This is a genomic window from Natronomonas marina, from assembly GCF_024298905.1.
Lineage (GTDB): Archaea > Halobacteriota > Halobacteria > Halobacteriales > Haloarculaceae > Natronomonas > Natronomonas marina.
In genome coordinates this window covers 3,149,412-3,164,956 of sequence record NZ_CP101154.1, presented here as the reverse complement: position 1 = coordinate 3,164,956, position 15,545 = coordinate 3,149,412, and the positions used below count along the sequence as shown (strand labels likewise).

Annotated in this window: 18 protein-coding genes; 13 read left to right on the top strand and 5 right to left on the bottom strand. The window is 69.1% G+C overall.

Annotation, left to right across the window (positions count from 1 at the left end; translation table 11 throughout):
* Window positions 1-11: 11 nt before the first annotated feature.
* From NLF94_RS16610 to NLF94_RS16565, 10 genes are all read left to right on the top strand, one after another.
* On the top strand, window positions 12-770 hold the full coding sequence (locus NLF94_RS16610; RefSeq protein WP_254838749.1) for a hypothetical protein: 759 nt from the start codon (window positions 12-14) through the stop codon (window positions 768-770).
* Between the two features lie 226 nt (window positions 771-996).
* Entirely contained in the window at window positions 997-2,049 is a 1,053-nt protein-coding gene (mfnA, locus tag NLF94_RS16605) for a tyrosine decarboxylase MfnA (protein WP_254838748.1), read from the top strand.
* A 171-nt stretch (window positions 2,050-2,220) separates the two neighbouring features.
* Window positions 2,221-2,766 carry a hypothetical protein gene (locus NLF94_RS16600; RefSeq protein ID WP_254838747.1) on the top strand — a complete coding sequence of 182 codons (546 nt, stop codon included), beginning with the start codon at window positions 2,221-2,223 and terminating at the stop codon, window positions 2,764-2,766.
* Window positions 2,767-2,980: 214 nt separating this feature from the next.
* Window positions 2,981-3,898, top strand: a complete 918-nt coding sequence (locus NLF94_RS16595) for a WD40/YVTN/BNR-like repeat-containing protein (RefSeq protein WP_254838746.1) — start codon at window positions 2,981-2,983, stop codon at window positions 3,896-3,898.
* 240 nt (window positions 3,899-4,138) lie between these two features.
* Window positions 4,139-6,274, top strand: a complete 2,136-nt coding sequence (gene metG / locus NLF94_RS16590; RefSeq protein WP_254838745.1) for a methionine--tRNA ligase — start codon at window positions 4,139-4,141, stop codon at window positions 6,272-6,274.
* Window positions 6,275-6,344: 70 nt separating this feature from the next.
* Window positions 6,345-6,590, top strand: a complete 246-nt coding sequence (locus NLF94_RS16585; RefSeq protein WP_254838744.1) for a DUF7312 domain-containing protein — start codon at window positions 6,345-6,347, stop codon at window positions 6,588-6,590.
* Window positions 6,591-6,657: 67 nt separating this feature from the next.
* Window positions 6,658-7,263 (top strand): NfeD family protein, encoded by a 606-nt coding sequence (locus NLF94_RS16580; protein ID WP_254838743.1) that lies wholly within the window; start codon window positions 6,658-6,660, stop codon window positions 7,261-7,263.
* A 129-nt stretch (window positions 7,264-7,392) separates the two neighbouring features.
* Window positions 7,393-8,658: an SPFH domain-containing protein gene (locus tag NLF94_RS16575; RefSeq protein ID WP_254838742.1), complete on the top strand. Its 1,266-nt coding sequence runs from the start codon at window positions 7,393-7,395 to the stop codon at window positions 8,656-8,658.
* A gap of 56 nt (window positions 8,659-8,714) precedes the next feature.
* Complete coding sequence (locus NLF94_RS16570; protein WP_254838741.1) at window positions 8,715-9,317, top strand: winged helix-turn-helix transcriptional regulator; 603 nt, start codon at window positions 8,715-8,717, stop codon at window positions 9,315-9,317.
* Window positions 9,318-9,445: 128 nt separating this feature from the next.
* Window positions 9,446-9,982 carry a GNAT family N-acetyltransferase gene (locus NLF94_RS16565; protein WP_254838740.1) on the top strand — a complete coding sequence of 179 codons (537 nt, stop codon included), beginning with the start codon at window positions 9,446-9,448 and terminating at the stop codon, window positions 9,980-9,982.
* Between the two features lie 36 nt (window positions 9,983-10,018).
* On the opposite strand, the gene NLF94_RS16560 is transcribed toward NLF94_RS16565, so the two are convergent.
* The 5 genes from NLF94_RS16560 to NLF94_RS16540 form a co-directional block, all read right to left on the bottom strand.
* Window positions 10,019-10,261, bottom strand: coding sequence for a DUF7123 family protein (locus NLF94_RS16560; RefSeq protein WP_254838739.1), 243 nt, complete (start codon window positions 10,259-10,261; stop codon window positions 10,019-10,021).
* 341 nt (window positions 10,262-10,602) lie between these two features.
* Window positions 10,603-10,989: a TRAM domain-containing protein gene (locus NLF94_RS16555; protein ID WP_254838738.1), complete on the bottom strand. Its 387-nt coding sequence runs from the start codon at window positions 10,987-10,989 to the stop codon at window positions 10,603-10,605.
* 39 nt (window positions 10,990-11,028) lie between these two features.
* A complete protein-coding gene (locus tag NLF94_RS16550) occupies window positions 11,029-11,739 on the bottom strand; it encodes a YkgJ family cysteine cluster protein (protein WP_254838737.1) in 711 nt (236 codons plus the stop codon).
* 59 nt (window positions 11,740-11,798) lie between these two features.
* A complete protein-coding gene (locus NLF94_RS16545; RefSeq protein WP_254838736.1) occupies window positions 11,799-12,569 on the bottom strand; it encodes an MBL fold metallo-hydrolase in 771 nt (256 codons plus the stop codon).
* Window positions 12,570-12,696: 127 nt separating this feature from the next.
* The gene (locus tag NLF94_RS16540; protein ID WP_254838735.1) at window positions 12,697-12,975 is read right to left on the bottom strand and encodes a MarR family transcriptional regulator; all 279 of its coding nucleotides are present in this window, start codon (window positions 12,973-12,975) and stop codon (window positions 12,697-12,699) included.
* 422 nt (window positions 12,976-13,397) lie between these two features.
* Between NLF94_RS16540 and NLF94_RS16535 the strand changes: the two genes are divergently transcribed.
* From NLF94_RS16535 to NLF94_RS16525, 3 genes are all read left to right on the top strand, one after another.
* Window positions 13,398-13,805 (top strand): PPOX class F420-dependent oxidoreductase, encoded by a 408-nt coding sequence (locus NLF94_RS16535; RefSeq protein ID WP_254838734.1) that lies wholly within the window; start codon window positions 13,398-13,400, stop codon window positions 13,803-13,805.
* A 70-nt stretch (window positions 13,806-13,875) separates the two neighbouring features.
* On the top strand, window positions 13,876-14,586 hold the full coding sequence (locus NLF94_RS16530; protein WP_254838733.1) for a class I SAM-dependent methyltransferase: 711 nt from the start codon (window positions 13,876-13,878) through the stop codon (window positions 14,584-14,586).
* 49 nt (window positions 14,587-14,635) lie between these two features.
* Entirely contained in the window at window positions 14,636-15,535 is a 900-nt protein-coding gene (locus NLF94_RS16525; protein ID WP_254838732.1) for a glycosyltransferase family 2 protein, read from the top strand.
* The last annotated feature ends 10 nt before the right edge of the window (window positions 15,536-15,545 follow it).

Genomic DNA, 15,545 nt, shown 5'->3' with positions numbered 1-15,545 from the left:
GAGGTGGACCCATGCGACAGGGCCTTGCGGCAGTGCTGTTGTGCGTGCTCGCGGTCTCGGCCGGCTGTTCGGCGCTTCCGGGGTCGGGCGGCGGCGGCACCCCGGCCGCCGAGGAGGTGCCGGGCATCGAGGACGGCCAACTCGAAAACGAGACGGCGCTGCTGGACGCCCACGTCGAGGCGGTCACCGAGACGGGCTTCGCCCAGGAGATACGGACGAACGCCACCACCGTCCGGCAGGGCGAGGCCATCGAGGTGTCCCAGCGACAGCGGACCCGCGTGACCGCCGGCGCGACCGAGTACCGCTACCAGACGGTCACGAGCGGCGGCGTCGCCACGCGCTTTATCGCCTGGGGCAACGAGACGATAGAGGTACGGCGCGCCGAGGCCGGCGGCGGCGAGCCGCAGTACCAGTCCACCGACCCGGAAGACGCCGCCACGCTCGCCGGGCGGACGCTGCTGGAGACGCGCCTCACCTCGGCGTTCGAGGTCGTCGACGTCGAGGAGCGCGAGAACGGCCCGGACGTCGTGACCCTGGAGGTCGACGGCCTGCCGGAGAACAACAGCGTGTTCGCCGGGCAGGACCGGATAGGGAACGTCAGCGGGTTCGAGGCCGAACTCGTCGTCGACACCGAGGGTCGCGTCCACAGTTACGCCGCCGCGGCGGTCTACGACGTCGAGGGCCAGACCGGTAACTACGAGTTCACGTTCCAGATGACGAGCTTCGAGGACCCCGGCGTCGAGCGGCCCGAGTGGGCCGACTCGGCCTGAAACGCCCGCCGTCACTCGACGAACGTCGGCGAACGTCGTCCCCGACGGCGTCGGGAGGCGCCGACGGGCGCCGTTCTCGCGCCGCAGCGGAACAGCGACGAACACGGCCACGCCGGAGGGACGCGGACGAACGGACCACCACGGCGTCGAAGAACGTCGACGAACGTCGTCTCTGACGGGGGCGAATAACACAATCGATAAAGGCACGGCCGCGTATGACCGAGGTATGCAGCGGGCCGAACCGCAGGACTTCAGCCGTGTACTGTCGTCGATGTGCACCGAGCCACATCCGGCGGCCCGCGAGGCGGCCGAGCGGTTCCTGGCGACGAACCCCGGCGATCCGGGGACCTACGAGACGGTCGCCAAACTCGAACGCGAGGCGGTCGACCTGCTCGGACGGGTGGCCGGCCTCGAGAACGCGGCCGGCTACGTCTCCTCGGGCGGGACCGAGGCGAACATCCAGGCGGTCCGCATCGCGCGCAACCGGGCGACGACGCGGGACCCGAACTTCGTCGCGCCCGCCTCGGCGCACTTCTCGTTCCGCAAGGCCGCCGACATCCTCGGCGTCGAGTTGCGGACGGCGCCGCTGGAGGACTACCGTGCCAACCTCGACGGCGTCGCCGAACTGATCGACGACGACACCGTGCTGGTGGTCGGCGTCGCCGGCTCCACCGAGTACGGCCGCGTCGACCCGATTCCCGCGATGGCCGAGATGGCCGACGAGGTGGACGCGCTGTGTCACGTCGACGCCGCCTGGGGCGGGTTCGTCCTGCCGTTCACCGAGCACGCCTGGGACTTCTCGGACGCCGACATCGACACGATGACCATCGACCCCCACAAGATGGGGCAGGCCGCGGTGCCGGCCGGCGGACTGCTGGCTCGCGGCCCGGAACTGCTGGACGAACTCGCCATCGACACGCCGTACCTGGAGTCGACCTCGCAGGTGACGCTGACGGGGACCCGAAGCGGCGCCGGCGTCGCCTCCGCGGTCGCCGCCATGGAGGAGCTGTGGCCGGAGGGCTACGAGGCGCAGTACCGCCGCTCGCAGACCAACGCCGACTGGCTGGCCGCGGAGGTCCGCTCGCGGGGCTTCGGCGTCGTCTCGCCGGTGTTGCCCATCGTCACCATCGATCTGCCGCACGGCCTCATCGCGGACCTCCGGGAGCGGGGCTGGCGGCTCTCCCGGACCGAGAACGACGAGGCCCGCGTCGTCTGTATGCCCCACGTCACCCGACCGATGCTGCAGGAGTTCGTCGCCGACATCGACCGGCTAGCCTGACGGTAGTGTTCGGTTGACTCTCTCTCATCTCCCAAGGGGTTGGTTTTCGCTCTGCACTGTCTCCAATCTCGGGAACCGAACCGCAACGCTCTCCGTCCGTATCCGAACACCACGTGTCAGTAGTTATAAAAAAATTTTACCGTGATAACATAAAATGGACGAATACCACTCGTGCATCTCCCTGATTCGAAACGATTCAAAATCGCGGCGGTGGTTGTCCTGCTCGTTACTGCCGGCATCCCGACGGCCCTGGTCTTCCACGAGCAGCGCGAGGAGTGCAAGGGGACTGCGGCGAACGTTCCGGCCGTGGAAAACGAGTTCGACGTGGCCGAGACCGACGAGCGGATTCGGCTCACACACGAGGGGGAGACCAGGCTGGGAATCAGCGAGGAGTTCGATTTCAAGAACGTGACGGTGACCATCTCGCAGGAGCCGGTCGGGCAAACCTTCAGCGCCGAGTGGACCACCCTGGAGGGCGGGTCCTACCCGATTCGCGTGGGCGATACGGCGACCCTCCGGACCGCCCGCATCCCGTTCGACCCGGCGCCGGGCGACCTCCTGAGCATCGATTGGCACGGCTACCTGGGTATCCCGAAGTACTGTGACTGGGTGCCGGTACTCCCCGACCGGTACGTCGGGCAGTCCAACGTGCACAGACAGGAACTCAACGGGACCGGCCCGACGGCGGCGTCCTCCAGCGCTCGGTCCGCCGGATAGGCCCGTATCTTCCGACCCGATGCGTCCTCGTCCGGACGGACTGGTCGCCACGCTTCCGGGCAGGTCGATCGCTCGGACAGGACTCGCGCTCTGTCTCTTGCATACCAGTACGAACATCGTTCCGATCTGGTAGTGTCTTCATCGGTCGGTTCGCGTGGACATCGGGAGCCTGATGGACCACGACGCTTAACACGCCCCGCGGGGACCCCCACGCATGGAACTTCTCGCAGGGACCCGGAACGGGGTCTACCGCGGCCCACCGACGGCCTTCGAGGAGGCGGTTCGCGTCCTCGATTCCGACCGCGTCATGCGGGTCCGGACGTTCGGGTCGCGGGCCTACGCGGCGACGCGGAGCGGCCTCTACCGCTCGCTGGACGGCGGCGACGCCTGGACGCGCCTGGCGACGCCACGGACGGGGGTGTACTCCGTCCTCGAACACCCCCCCGAGGAGCGGCTGTACGCCGGCACCCACCCCGCCCACCTGTACGTCTCGACGGACGGTGGCGTGACCTGGGCCGAACTCGAGGGCCTCCAGGACCTGCCCTCCCGGGGGTCGTGGCACACGCCGCGGCACCGCGACGAGGCCCACGTCAGGGCGCTACGGGCCGACGGCGACCGCCTGATCGCCGGCATCGAGGTCGGCGGCGTCCACGTCAGCGAGGACGGCGGCGAGACCTGGACCGAGCGCCGCGAGGGGCTCCACGACGACGTCCACCACGTCCTCGTCGCGGACGGCTACTGGGTCGTCTCGACGGGCGACGGCCTCTACCGGACCGACGACGCCGGCCGGACGTGGACGCGGCTGGACGGCGATGTCGAGGGGCGGTACTTCCGGGAGGCCGCCGTCCACGACGACAGGCTGTACGCGGCGGCGACGGTCGGGCCGCCGCCGACCTGGGACGGCCCCCGCGGCACCGACGCCGCGCTGTACGAGTCCATCGACGGCGGCGAGACGCTGGAACCGGTCGAGTACCCCGGCGCCCCCGGCGAGTTCGTCCTCTCGTGGGCGGCCGCCGGCGGGGAGATGTACGCGGGCACGACCGCCGGGCAACTGCTGCGGCGGGTCGACGGGGCGTGGCGCGGTGCCGGGGGCGTCGCCTCGGGCGTGGCGTCGCTGGCCGCCGTGGAGTAAGGCTTTTTTCGGCGCGTGGCCTCGCGTCGGGTAGATGGCTCGCCTGCGCCGTCGCCGCGGTATGCGCACCTCGTGAGCCGCGCGTGGAGCGTCCGTCAGCCCCGTCATACGGTCGCACCGGACGCCGAAACCGCGATTCTGTCGACCGTACCGCCGACGAGCACCCACGACGCCGACACCAACCATCGATGACGCGAGGAAACCAGCGGGGTTTTGCCCCTCGAAGGAGCCACGAATAGTATGCACGAGGAGTTCCCCACCGACGAGCCCGCGGTGGTCACCTGCGGGCTGCCGTACGCCAACGGCGACCTGCACGTCGGCCACCTGCGGACCTACGTCAGCGGCGACGCCCTCTCGCGGGCCTTAGAACGGGTCGGCCAGGACGTCGCCTTCGTTTGCGGGTCGGACATGCACGGCACGCCCATCGCCGTCAACGCCGCCGAGGAGGGCGTCGACCCCGAGACGTACGCCTTCGAGTACCACGAACAGTACGAGGAGACGTTCCCGAAGTTCAACGTCGAGTTCGACAACTACGGTCACACCCACGACGAGACGAACACCGAGTTGACACGGGAGTTCGTCCGGTCGTGGATCGACGGCGACCACGTCGTCGAGAAGGAGATCGAGGTCGCCTGGGACGCCGAGGCCGACCAGCCGCTACCGGACCGCTTCGTCGAGGGTACCTGCCCCTATTGCGGCGAGTACGCCCGCGGCGACGAGTGCGACGAGGGCTGCCAGCGCCACCTCGAACCCGGCGAGATAGAGGACCCCGTCTCGACCATCACCGGCAACCCCGCCGAGTACCGCACCCGGCCACACAAGTTCCTCCGCCTCGCCGACTTTCAGGAGTACCTCGCGGGCTTCATCGACCGGCTGGAGGGCACCGAGAACGCCAAGAACCAGCCACGGGAGTGGATCGAGGGCGAACTGCAGGACCTCTGTATCACCCGGGACATGGACTGGGGTATCGACTACCCCGGCGGCGAGGCGTCGGAGACGCCTCGGGAAGGCGGCGAAGCCGCCGAGAGCGAGGAGGACCTCGTGCTGTACGTGTGGGTCGACGCGCCCATCGAGTACGTCTCCTCGACGAAGCAGTACTCCGAGCGGGTCGGCGCCGACCAGTTCGACTGGGAGGCCGTCTGGAAGAACCGCGGGACGGACGAGGAGCCGGACGGTGGCGAGATAATCCACATCATCGGCCACGACATCATCCAGCACCACACCGTCTTCTGGCCGGCGATGCTGCGGGGTGCAGGCTACAACGAGCCGCGGGCGGTGATGGCCTGCGGGTTCGTCAACCTCGACGGCGACGCCTTCTCGACGTCGCGGAACCGCGCGGTGTGGGCCGACGACTACGTCGCGTCCGGCCTGCACCCGGACCTGTACCGTTACCACATCGTCACCGGCAGCGAGTTCGTCGCCGACGTGGACTTCTCGTGGGACGGGCTGGCCGAGCGGGTCAACAGCGAACTCGTCGGAACGCTGGGCAACTTCTGTTACCGGTCGCTGCTGTTCGCCGAGCGCAACTACGGCGGCACGCCCGACGCCGCGGTCAGCGACGAGGTCCGCGAGGAAATCGAGGCGGCGATGGACGACTTCCGGGCGGCAATCAACGACTACCGCGTCCGCGGACTGGGCCAGGTACCCGTCGAACTGGCGCGGTTCGGCAACGAGTACATCCAGCGGCACGAACCCTGGAAGCTCACCGACGACGACCCCGAGGCGGCCGCGCAGGTCATCCGCGACTGCGTCCAGATTTCGAAGGCGCTCGCAGTGCTGATGGAGCCGGTGCTGCCCGGCAAGGCCGAAGAGCTGTGGGACCAGATCGGGGAGGCCGGCAGCGTCCACGACGCGTCCCTCGAAGAGGCTCTGGCGGCGCCGCCCGCCGAGTTCGACGAGCCCGAGGAGCTGTTCGACAAGCTCGAAGACGAGACGGTTGCCGAGCTAAACGAGCAGCTCCAGACCCGCATCGAGGCGGCCGGCGGGGACGAGGAATCCGAAAGCGACGAGGACGAGGCCGACGACGGGGAGGACGTGGACGTAGCACCCATCGCCGACGAGCGCGTGTCGTTCGAGCAGTTCAAGCAACTCGACCTCCGGGTCGCGGAGGTGCTGGAGGCCGAGCCCATCGAGGGCGCCGACGACCTGGCGCGGCTGGTCGTCGACGTCGGCGTCGAGACCCGCCAGATAGTCGCCGGCATCAAGCAGCTACACGACCTCGAGGAGCTTCCGGGCACCCGCATCGTCGTCGTGGCCAACCTCGAGAAGAGCGAACTGTTCGGCGTCGAGTCCGACGGAATGTTGCTCGCGGCCGGCGAGGAGGCCGACCTCCTGACGACGGTCGGCGACGCCGACCCCGGCACGAAGGTTCAGTAGTCGGCCGGCGGCGGCGTCACCGCGCCCCCGAACCCAACACGCCTTTGCGGACCCGCCCCGTACGGCCGGTATGGCCGACCACGACGCTGGCGAGGGCGCCACCGAGGAGGAGTGGCGCTTCCCGCTGTCGGACTTCGAGGAGGACGGCGAGGGCGACGAGGTCGTCGACTCGACCACCGGGGACGCCGCCGGGGGGGACGCCCCCCGAGAGAACACGAAAATAGAGCCCGGCGAGCCAACCCTCGAGGGGGCCGTCTTCGTGCTGCTCGGCGTCGGGTTCGCGCTGTTCGTCCTCTCGCGGTTGTTCGTCGCTTGAATCGTCCTACAGCCGGTGACACCGGTCTGGGCGAACCATTAACGGGCGTGAGCCCCTACCCAGCAGCATGATCGATGTCCTCGCACAGACCGGCCCCGAACTGTTCGGGCTCTCGGTGCCGTTCCTGCTCGTCCTGATCGGAGCGGGGCTGATGATAATGGAGGCGTTCGCCCCCGGCGCCCACTTCATCGTCATCGGCATCGCGCTGCTGGCGGCGGGGCTGGTCGGCCTGTTCGTGGGGCCGGTCCTCCCGGCGGTCGCGCTGCCGCTCGTCCTGGCGGCGGTGGTCATCGCTGCCGGCGGCGGGGCGCTGTACGCCTACCGGCAGTTCGATTTCTACGGCGGGAAGGGCAGCGGCCAGACCTCCGACTCGAAGTCCCTGCGGGGCAAGACCGGCCGCGTCACCGAGCGAGTCACCGAAAGCAGCGGCGAGGTGAAACTCGACGGCGGCGGCTTCAACCCCTACTACCAGGCGCGGGCCCTCGACGGCGAGATTCCGGAAGGAGAGGAGGTGATGGTGGTCGATCCCGGCGGTGGCAACGTCGTCACCGTCGAGTCGACGTCGGTCTTCGAGGACGACATCGACCGCCGGCTGGCGGCCGACCGCGAGCGGGGGGAGGCCGACGAGCCGGAACCGGAACGGGAACGAGAGGGCGACGGCGAACCGGCCTGAAGGGAGCGTCCCCGCCGCCGGGGGTCCCGGAGTCCGGGACGAACCCCTCTCGAACATCTGCCGTGGGGTGTACGCAGCCGATACCGCTCGCAGCCGAACCCTTATGGAGGGTTCGACCGAAGACGGAGTATGTTCACGCCCCTCCAGCTGGGTGGGACGATTCTGCCCATCGTCGCGTTGCTGTTGCTCGCCATCGCCGTTGTGGCCGTGTACCAGGCGGTCGAGATCGTCAACGCCTACGAGAAACGGGCGCTGACGGTGTTCGGGGAGTACCGCAAACTCCTCGAACCGGGTATCAACTTCGTCCCGCCATTCGTCTCGAAAACCTACCCCTTCGACATGCGGACCCAGACGCTCGACGTGCCGCGCCAGGAGGCCATCACCCGCGACAACTCGCCGGTGACGGCCGACGCCGTCGTCTACATCAAGGTCATGGACGCCCGGAAGGCCTTCCTCGAGGTCGAGAACTACAAGAAGGCCGTCTCGAACCTCGCACAGACCACCCTGCGGGCGGTGCTGGGCGACATGGAACTCGACGACACGCTGAACAAGCGCCAGGAGATCAACGCCCACATCCGCCGAGAACTGGACGAACCGACCGACGAGTGGGGCATCCGCGTCGAGTCCGTCGAGGTCCGCGAGGTCAACCCCAGCAAGGACGTCCAGCAGGCGATGGAACAGCAGACCTCCGCCGAGCGCAAGCGGCGGGCGATGATTCTCGAGGCGCAGGGTGAACGCCGCAGCGCCATCGAGACCGCCGAGGGTGACAAGCAGTCCAACATCATCCGCGCACAGGGTGAAAAGCAGAGCCAGATCCTCGAGGCGCAGGGTGACGCCATCTCGACGGTGCTGCGCGCCAAGTCCGCCGAGTCGATGGGCGAACGGGCCGTCATCGAACGCGGCATGGAGACGCTGGAGGAAATCGGCAAGGGCGAGTCGACCACCTTCGTCCTCCCGCAGGAACTCACCTCGCTGCTCAGCCGGTACGGACAGCACCTCACCGGCAGCGACGTCGCCACCGACGGCGAACTGCTCGAGAGTCTGGAGTTCGACGCCGAGACCCGCGAGATGCTCGGACTGGACGACATCGAGGAGATCCTCGGCCAGATCGAGGAGGAGACGGAGATGGACGTCGAGCAGATGGAGCAGGAGGCCCAGGCCATCAAGGAAGGCGCCGACCCCGCCGACATCCGCGACCCCGACGAGGTCATCGCCGAGATGGACGAGGAGATGTCCGGCAGCGGGTCCGGCAGCGAGGTCGGCACCGGGAGCACGACGACGGAGGGCAGCGAGGTCGGCACCGGGAGCACCACGCCGGACTCCGGCGACGACGGGGGAGAGAGCGGCGACGATAGTGATTCCACCGACGCCGAAACCGAGACCGAGAAGAACTGACAGCTCACGGACAACGTGGCGAAGAGGTTATACCCCGGTGTTTCCAATCACCGGTGATGAGAGACGAGGGGGTCGACGAGAGCAAGCGGGCGACCCTGAAGCGCTTCGCGGCACTCGGAGCGACGACCCCGCTCGTCGGGATTTCGGCGGCCGACGACGGAAGCGACGTCCGGGAGGCCATCGTCGGCTACCTCGCGGCGACGCCGGGCGCGCACTTCTCGAAGCTCCGCGACGACCTCCAGCTCGGCACCGGCGAGACCCAGCACCACCTCCGGCGCCTCGAAAACGACGGCGCCGTCGTCGGCCGCAAGGACGGCGACTACAAGCGGTACTTCCCGGCGGGACGGTTCTCGGACTTCGAGCAGCGCGCGCTGGGCTACCTCCGCCGGGAGACGCCGCGGCGGATGCTCGTCGCGCTGCTGCGGGACCCCTCGGCGACGGGCGCCGACCTCGCGGCGGCCGCCGACGTCTCCCGCTCGACGGTCTCGAAGTACGCCACCCAACTCGACGCCGCGGGCCTGCTGTCGCGGGCCGACGGCTACGTCGTCGAGCGACCGGAGACGCTCTTGACGCTCGTCGTCCGGTATGCCGACTCCTTCGGGGCCGAGGCGGTCGCCCTCGCCGGCGAGGCGGACGAACTCGTTGCGTACGACCCCTGAGACGGAGTGCCGTGAGTCGTTTCCGGCGCGACCGGTAACCGCCCCCCGGAAACGGGTACGGCAGTCCGTACGAGACGGATTCACACGCCGGCGGAAGACACTTCCCGACGACCACCGACGGGCCGAGTATGCCCGGACCTCCCTTCCTGCACGGCGAGGAGGTTGATCTGCACGCCGTTGCCGAGGAGGACGCCGAGTTCGTCGCCCGCGGCCGGAACGACCCCGAAGTCCGGCCGTGGCTCCCCCGCTCGCGGCCGCACGCGGTCGCCGAGGCGAGCGAGGACATCGAGGGGTACATGAACGACGACAGCGACGGCCTCGGCCTGCTGGCCTGCGTCGACGGCGAGCCCATCGGTCTGCTGTCGATGTTCATGTTCGAACCCGACTCCGGGCACGCGTTTATCGGGGCGTGGTTCGTCCCGGAGGAACAGGGGCAGGGGTACGGCACCGACGCCGTCGGTCGGTTCGTCGAGTACGGCTTCGACGAGCGGCGACTCCACCGCATCGGCGCGGCCGCCCGCGCCGACAACGACGCCTCGCGGGCGACGCTGGAGAAACTCGGGTTCGTTCAGGAGGGTCGCCACCGCGAGCACTACTACGTCGACGGGGAGTACGTCGACCAGATAACGTACGGCCTGCTGGAATCGGAGTGGCAAGCCGACTGACCGCCGGACCGGGCGGCCACCGCCGACGGCCCAAAATCAGACCGTGACCTTCCAGGTCGTCCCCGAGGAGTAGCCCCACTTCTCGACGTCGACGTCGAAGTCGCCCTCGCAGATGGCGGTCATATTGGTGCCGACCTCCTTGGCCGACATGCCGAGTTCGTCGCCGATGAGCCGCGACTTGAAGTAGGTCTTCATCCGGCCCTTCTCGCGGAGGTACGCGAGGATGCGGCGCTGCTTGTCGCTGAGGTCGGTCGTCGGCGTCGTTGCGGTCGCGCTCATGTGCGTCGAGTGGGGCTACCACACAAAAGGCGGTTTGGTACGGTCGGTCAACACGGCGCAGTCGTGTGGTTTCGACGCCACCGAACGGAAAAACTCGCGGACGAACGTGGTCGAATGGTACAGGGACGAAACGCCGTTGCGTGGTGTTCGGCAAGCAGGAGGCAGCATCCGCCAGCGCCCGCAGGGCGCGAGCGGTTCACCGCGCTTCCTTCGGTCGCGCGGTAGCGGCGAGCGACTAACGCGCGGCCCGACGGCCGCGCGGCTGGAGCGAGCCGCTATTTTTCATGAAAGTTTTTGCCGCGAGCGAGCGCCAGAGGCGCTCGCGAGCGTGCAAAAAGTTTCTATTCGATAATCTCGCCGACCGCGAAGTTCGACTTCACTTCGGAGATCTCGACCTTGACGCGCTCGCCGACCTCGCCGCCGGGGACGATGATGACGTAGCCGCGCTCGACGCGGGCGATGCCGTCGCCCTGCTTGCCGAGGTCCTCGATCTCGACGTAGCGTATCTCGCCCTCCTCGACGGGGGGTTGCGGTTCGTCGCTGGGTTCGGACTCCGAGGACGTCGATCCGGTTTCGGTCCCGCCGGCGACCAGGGCGACGCGGTACGTCTCGCCGGGATCGACGGAGCCGGTCTCGACCTCTCTGCGCGGGATCTCGACGACAAAACGGTCCTCGGTCTCCTCGACCTCGGCACTGAACAGACACAGGAGTTTATCGGAGATTTCCATAGACCTTCGCCCACAACATACGGGGCGCCCGTATAGAAGCTACCGACTGTTCAGGGGGGTCCCGTCGGGACGCTTCGGGCCCTCCGAATCGTGGACGACCACGCCGTCGGCGTCGGGTCGCGGCTCGTAGTTCTCCCGGACAGCGATGGCCTCCTCGAGTTCACGGACCGCCCGTTGCTTGAGCGCGGCGGCGAGTTCCTCGGCGTCGGCCCGGGAGATGTCCCGGCCGAGGCCCTCGCACTCGTGGGCGCGGACCGGCCCCTCGCGGTCGACGGCCTCGCCCATCGGCTGTGCGACGGCGGCGTCCTCGTCGTCCGCCTCGCCGAGCACGACGCTGAACGGGTAGGTGCGGCAGATGAGCGGGCGCTCGCCGTGGACGGTGCAGGCGCCGGTCCCGTCGTCGGCCTCCCGGTAGAAGGTGCAGTCCCCGCAGGCGTCGGTCTGCAGCGCCCACTCGAAGGTCTCGCCCTCGGGGCCGTCCTCGCCCTCGGAGAGTCCGTAGGGCATCGGCCGGGCGACGTCCCGCCAGTCGTACTCGCGGTCGAACCCCTCGTCGGTGGCGTCCAGCAACTCGCGCGCCTCGTCGGGAAAGAGGGTGGCGGTGTGCTCCTGTGTCTCGCCGTCGTCGGGTTCGACGGCCTTGCAGCAACCCCCACACCGGGTGCACTCGAAGCCGATTGATTCGACGGCGTCGGCGAGGTCGGCCACCGAGAGGTCGCGGGCACGGTCGAGGTCGGCCTCGAGACTCATGTCGGTGGGTTCGGCCGAGCGCGGATAAGCGGTGCGCTCGCGGGCAGCGGCGCCCCGGTCTAGGCGGGGTCGGCGTGGGCGCCGTCCCAGCGGACGCGGCCCTCGACGGCCAGTTTCTCGAGGTGGCCGCGGACCGTGCCGGCGGCCATGTCCCGGACGCCGGTGAGGTCCTTGTCGTAGGCGGCATCGAGGAGGTCCTCGACAGTGCGGTTGCCGGCCTCGACGGCGGCGAGGACGCGCCGCTCGCGGTCGAGGCGGTGGTCGATGAGCCGCTCGCAGGTCGCTCTCGGGTCGTCGATGACGGGGCCGTGGGCGGGCAGGATGCGGTCGGGCGCGAGGCCGAGCACTCGTCGCAGGGAGGCGAGGTAGGCTCGTACGTCGCCCTCCGGCGGTGCGACGACGACGCTGCCTTCGGCGACAGCGAGGTCGCCGGCGACGAGCGCGTCGGGCGTCTCGAAGGCGACGTGCTCGGGGGCGTGTCCCGGTGTGTCCCGCACCACGACGGGGCCGTCGCCCGTCTCGATCGTGGTTCCCTCGGCGAACGTCCGGTCGGGGGCGGCGCCGGTCGCCTCGACGAACTCGTCCTCGCGGCCCAGCCGACACCAGACGGTCGCGTCGGCGGCGTCTGCGTACTCGGCGACCGCGCCGACGTGGTCGGGGTGGTGGTGGGTGACGGCGACGGCGCCGACGCGGTCCAGTTCGGCCTCGATGCGGTCGTCGGGAGCGGGCGGGTCGACGAGCAGGGCGTCCGCGGACCCGAGGACGTAGCAGGCGGTGGTGCCGGTCGGCGCCCGGGTGGACACCTCGACGGGAACGCGCTCGACGTGCATACCGGCGGCAGGGGCGGCGGTGGCTTAACGAGTGGGGTGGATAGCGTCCGCGAGGCCGCCTCGGCTGTCGAGTGGTTCTCCGCAGCGCGACCGGTGTGGCGTGCGAAAACTCGACGAAAAGAGTCGTTCAGTTGACGAGGAAGTAGACCTGCTTCCGGGCGTCGTGGAAGGAGTACCGGGAGTCGACGAGGTCCTCCTCCTCGAGGCGGTTCAGCGCGTAGCGGACGGTCCGGTCGGGCAGCAGCGACTCCTCGGCCAGCTGTCCCTGCGACAGCGGCGAGGCGCCCTCCAGCACCTTGGCGACGAGTTTCGCGCTCGGGGGCAGTTCGCGGAGGCGGTCCCGGAACTCGGGGTCCGCCAACGGTGAGTCGGCTGGGCGTGAGCGTTCCTCCGTGGTCGTGCTCATACTGGCCCTCTGTGGAACCCACTGGTAAACCTTCGCTATATGGGTGTCAAAACAATACCTACACTCAATTGTGTATAATGACCCCTTATACTCCGAATCGTTATACGTTATAGGCTCGCAACGTTTGTGCGAAACCGGGACCGTACTGCCGGCTTTTCATGGACGTTTGATGTGGAGTGGCACGCGACGCGTTCGCGTCCCCCCGTGGTTCGGCAATTCTTCTCAACGTGTGGAGGGTTCTCCCGTCGCTACCGTCCGACATCGTCTCGACCGGGGCGCGCCCGGACGACGCGCGTTCACCCCCGGTTTCTGCCCGTCCTATCGCTCGCGCGCGCCGCTCCCTGGACATCGACCGGGCGTCACGACGGCGACCGGGTGGGGGGCACCGAACACCATTGTAGGAGGCGACCGTCGTCGGTCCCATGGGTTCGATCCCGGACGGATACCACGACCTCTTCGAGAAGCGAACGTTCGCCCACCTCTCGACGGTGATGCCGGACGAGACGCCGCAGTCGACGCCGGTGTGGGTCGACTACGACGCCGACGCTGATCGCGTCCTGGTGAACACCGCCCGCGGGCGCCTGAAGGAGCGAAACGTCCGACGCGACCCCTCGGTCGGGGTCAGCATGTGCGACCCCGAGGACCCCTACCGGTACGTCTCGGTGCGCGGCGAGGTGGCGGCGCTGACCGAGGACGGCGCCGTCGAGCACATCGACGAACTGGCCCGGCGGTACATGGACGTCTCCGAGTACCCGAACCACGGCGAGGAGTCGGGCGCGCGAGTGATTCTCGAGATTCGACCGGACCACGTCGTCGCGCGGGGCGACTGAGGGGGCGCACTCGGGCGGTTCCGGCGTATCCAGCATTCTTTTATGCCGCCGGCGGGTCGGTTGAGGTAGCGTGAAGGGACAGGAGTGGTACCAGGAGCACGACATCGCGGAAGCGTACGACGACAAGCGCTTCTCGCGGGGGGGACGGTTCATCGACCGTCGGGAGAAGGAGGCCGTACTCGACGCCCTGTCGCCCGTCGACGAAAAGCGGATCCTCGAGGTGGCCTGCGGGACGGGGCGGTTCACCGTCACCCTCGCCGACCGGGGCGCCGACATCGTCGGCGTGGACATCTCCGAGGCGATGCTCGAGCAGGGCCGGATGAAGGCCCGGGCCGCGGGCGTCGACGGGGCCATCGAGTTCATGCAGGCCGACGCCGGTCGGCTTCCGTTTCCCGACGACTGCTTCGATTCGGTGTTTGCGATGCGGTTTTTCCACCTCGCCCCCGACCCGGAGGGGTTCATGGCGGAACTCCGGCGCGTCTCGAAGGGACAGGTGTTCTTCGACACGTTCAAGCGGTACTCCACCCGCTCGATATACAACTGGGCGCTCCCGATGGGGTCGCGGCTCTACTCCGAGCGGGAGGTCCGGGAACTGCTCGTCGGCGCCGACCTCGAACTTGTCGACGCCAGCCACGACTTCGTCGTCCCGTACGGCTTCTACCGGCAGGTCCCGGGCTGGATCGCCAGCCCGTTCCGGGCGCTCGACACCGCGGTCGGACGGTCGCCCATCGGCGACCACCTCGCGTCGGTCTCCTACTGGGAGGCCCACGTCCCCGGGTGAGCCGCCCGCAGACGCGGAGCTTTTAGTACTCGAGGGCGCTACTCGGCGTATGGACGTCTCGGTGGTCGTGCCGACGCTCAACGAGCGCGACCGGCTGGAGGGCTGTCTCGACGCCCTGTCAGCGGACGCCCCCGACGAGGTCATCGTCGTCAACGGCCCGTCCACCGACGGCACCAGCGGAATGGTGCGGGACCGCGACGACGTGGACGTACTCGTCGAAATCGACGGCCGGAACGTCAACACCAGCCGGAACGCTGGCCTCGACCGGGCGCGCGGCGACGCCATCGCCTACCTCGTCCCGACGGTCCGCGTCGAGGACGGCTGGGCCGACGCCATCAGGGGAACGCTCGCCGACGCCGGCGTCGTGACGGGGCCGACCCACGAGGAGTTGCGGGCCGGCGTCGCCACCGACAGCGTCGAGACCCGGGCCATCCGGGGGCGGTCGGTGACCTACTTCAACGGCGGCAACGCGGCCTTCTCCCGGGAGGTGCTGGAGGACCTGGACGGCTTCGACGAGAACCTCGAGACCGGCGGCGCCCGCGACGCCGCCCACCGGGTCGCCGGTCTCGGCTACGGGGTCGCGTGGGCCTCCGAGATGTGCGTCTCGCGAGAGACCGCGACGGACGGCGGGCGGACCGAACGGGACTGGCGGAAGCGGTACCACTCGCTCGCCTATCGACTGGCGAAGAACTACGGGCTCCACCCGACCGTCCCGTTCCGGACCGGCCGCCACGCGGTCGCCGACGCCGCCGCCACGCTCCGGGACGTCGCCGGCGGCGAGGCCCGCCCGACGACGTGGCTCGGCAACGGCCGCGACGTCCTTCTGGGGGCCACGAGGGGCTACGCCGACGGCATCCGGGCCCGCTACGCCGACCGCTCGCCCCGGCGGAACCCCCGCGGGTGGAGCAACCGAACCGACCGCGCGGTCGCGGTCTACGACAAGCGGTGAACCGCCTCGG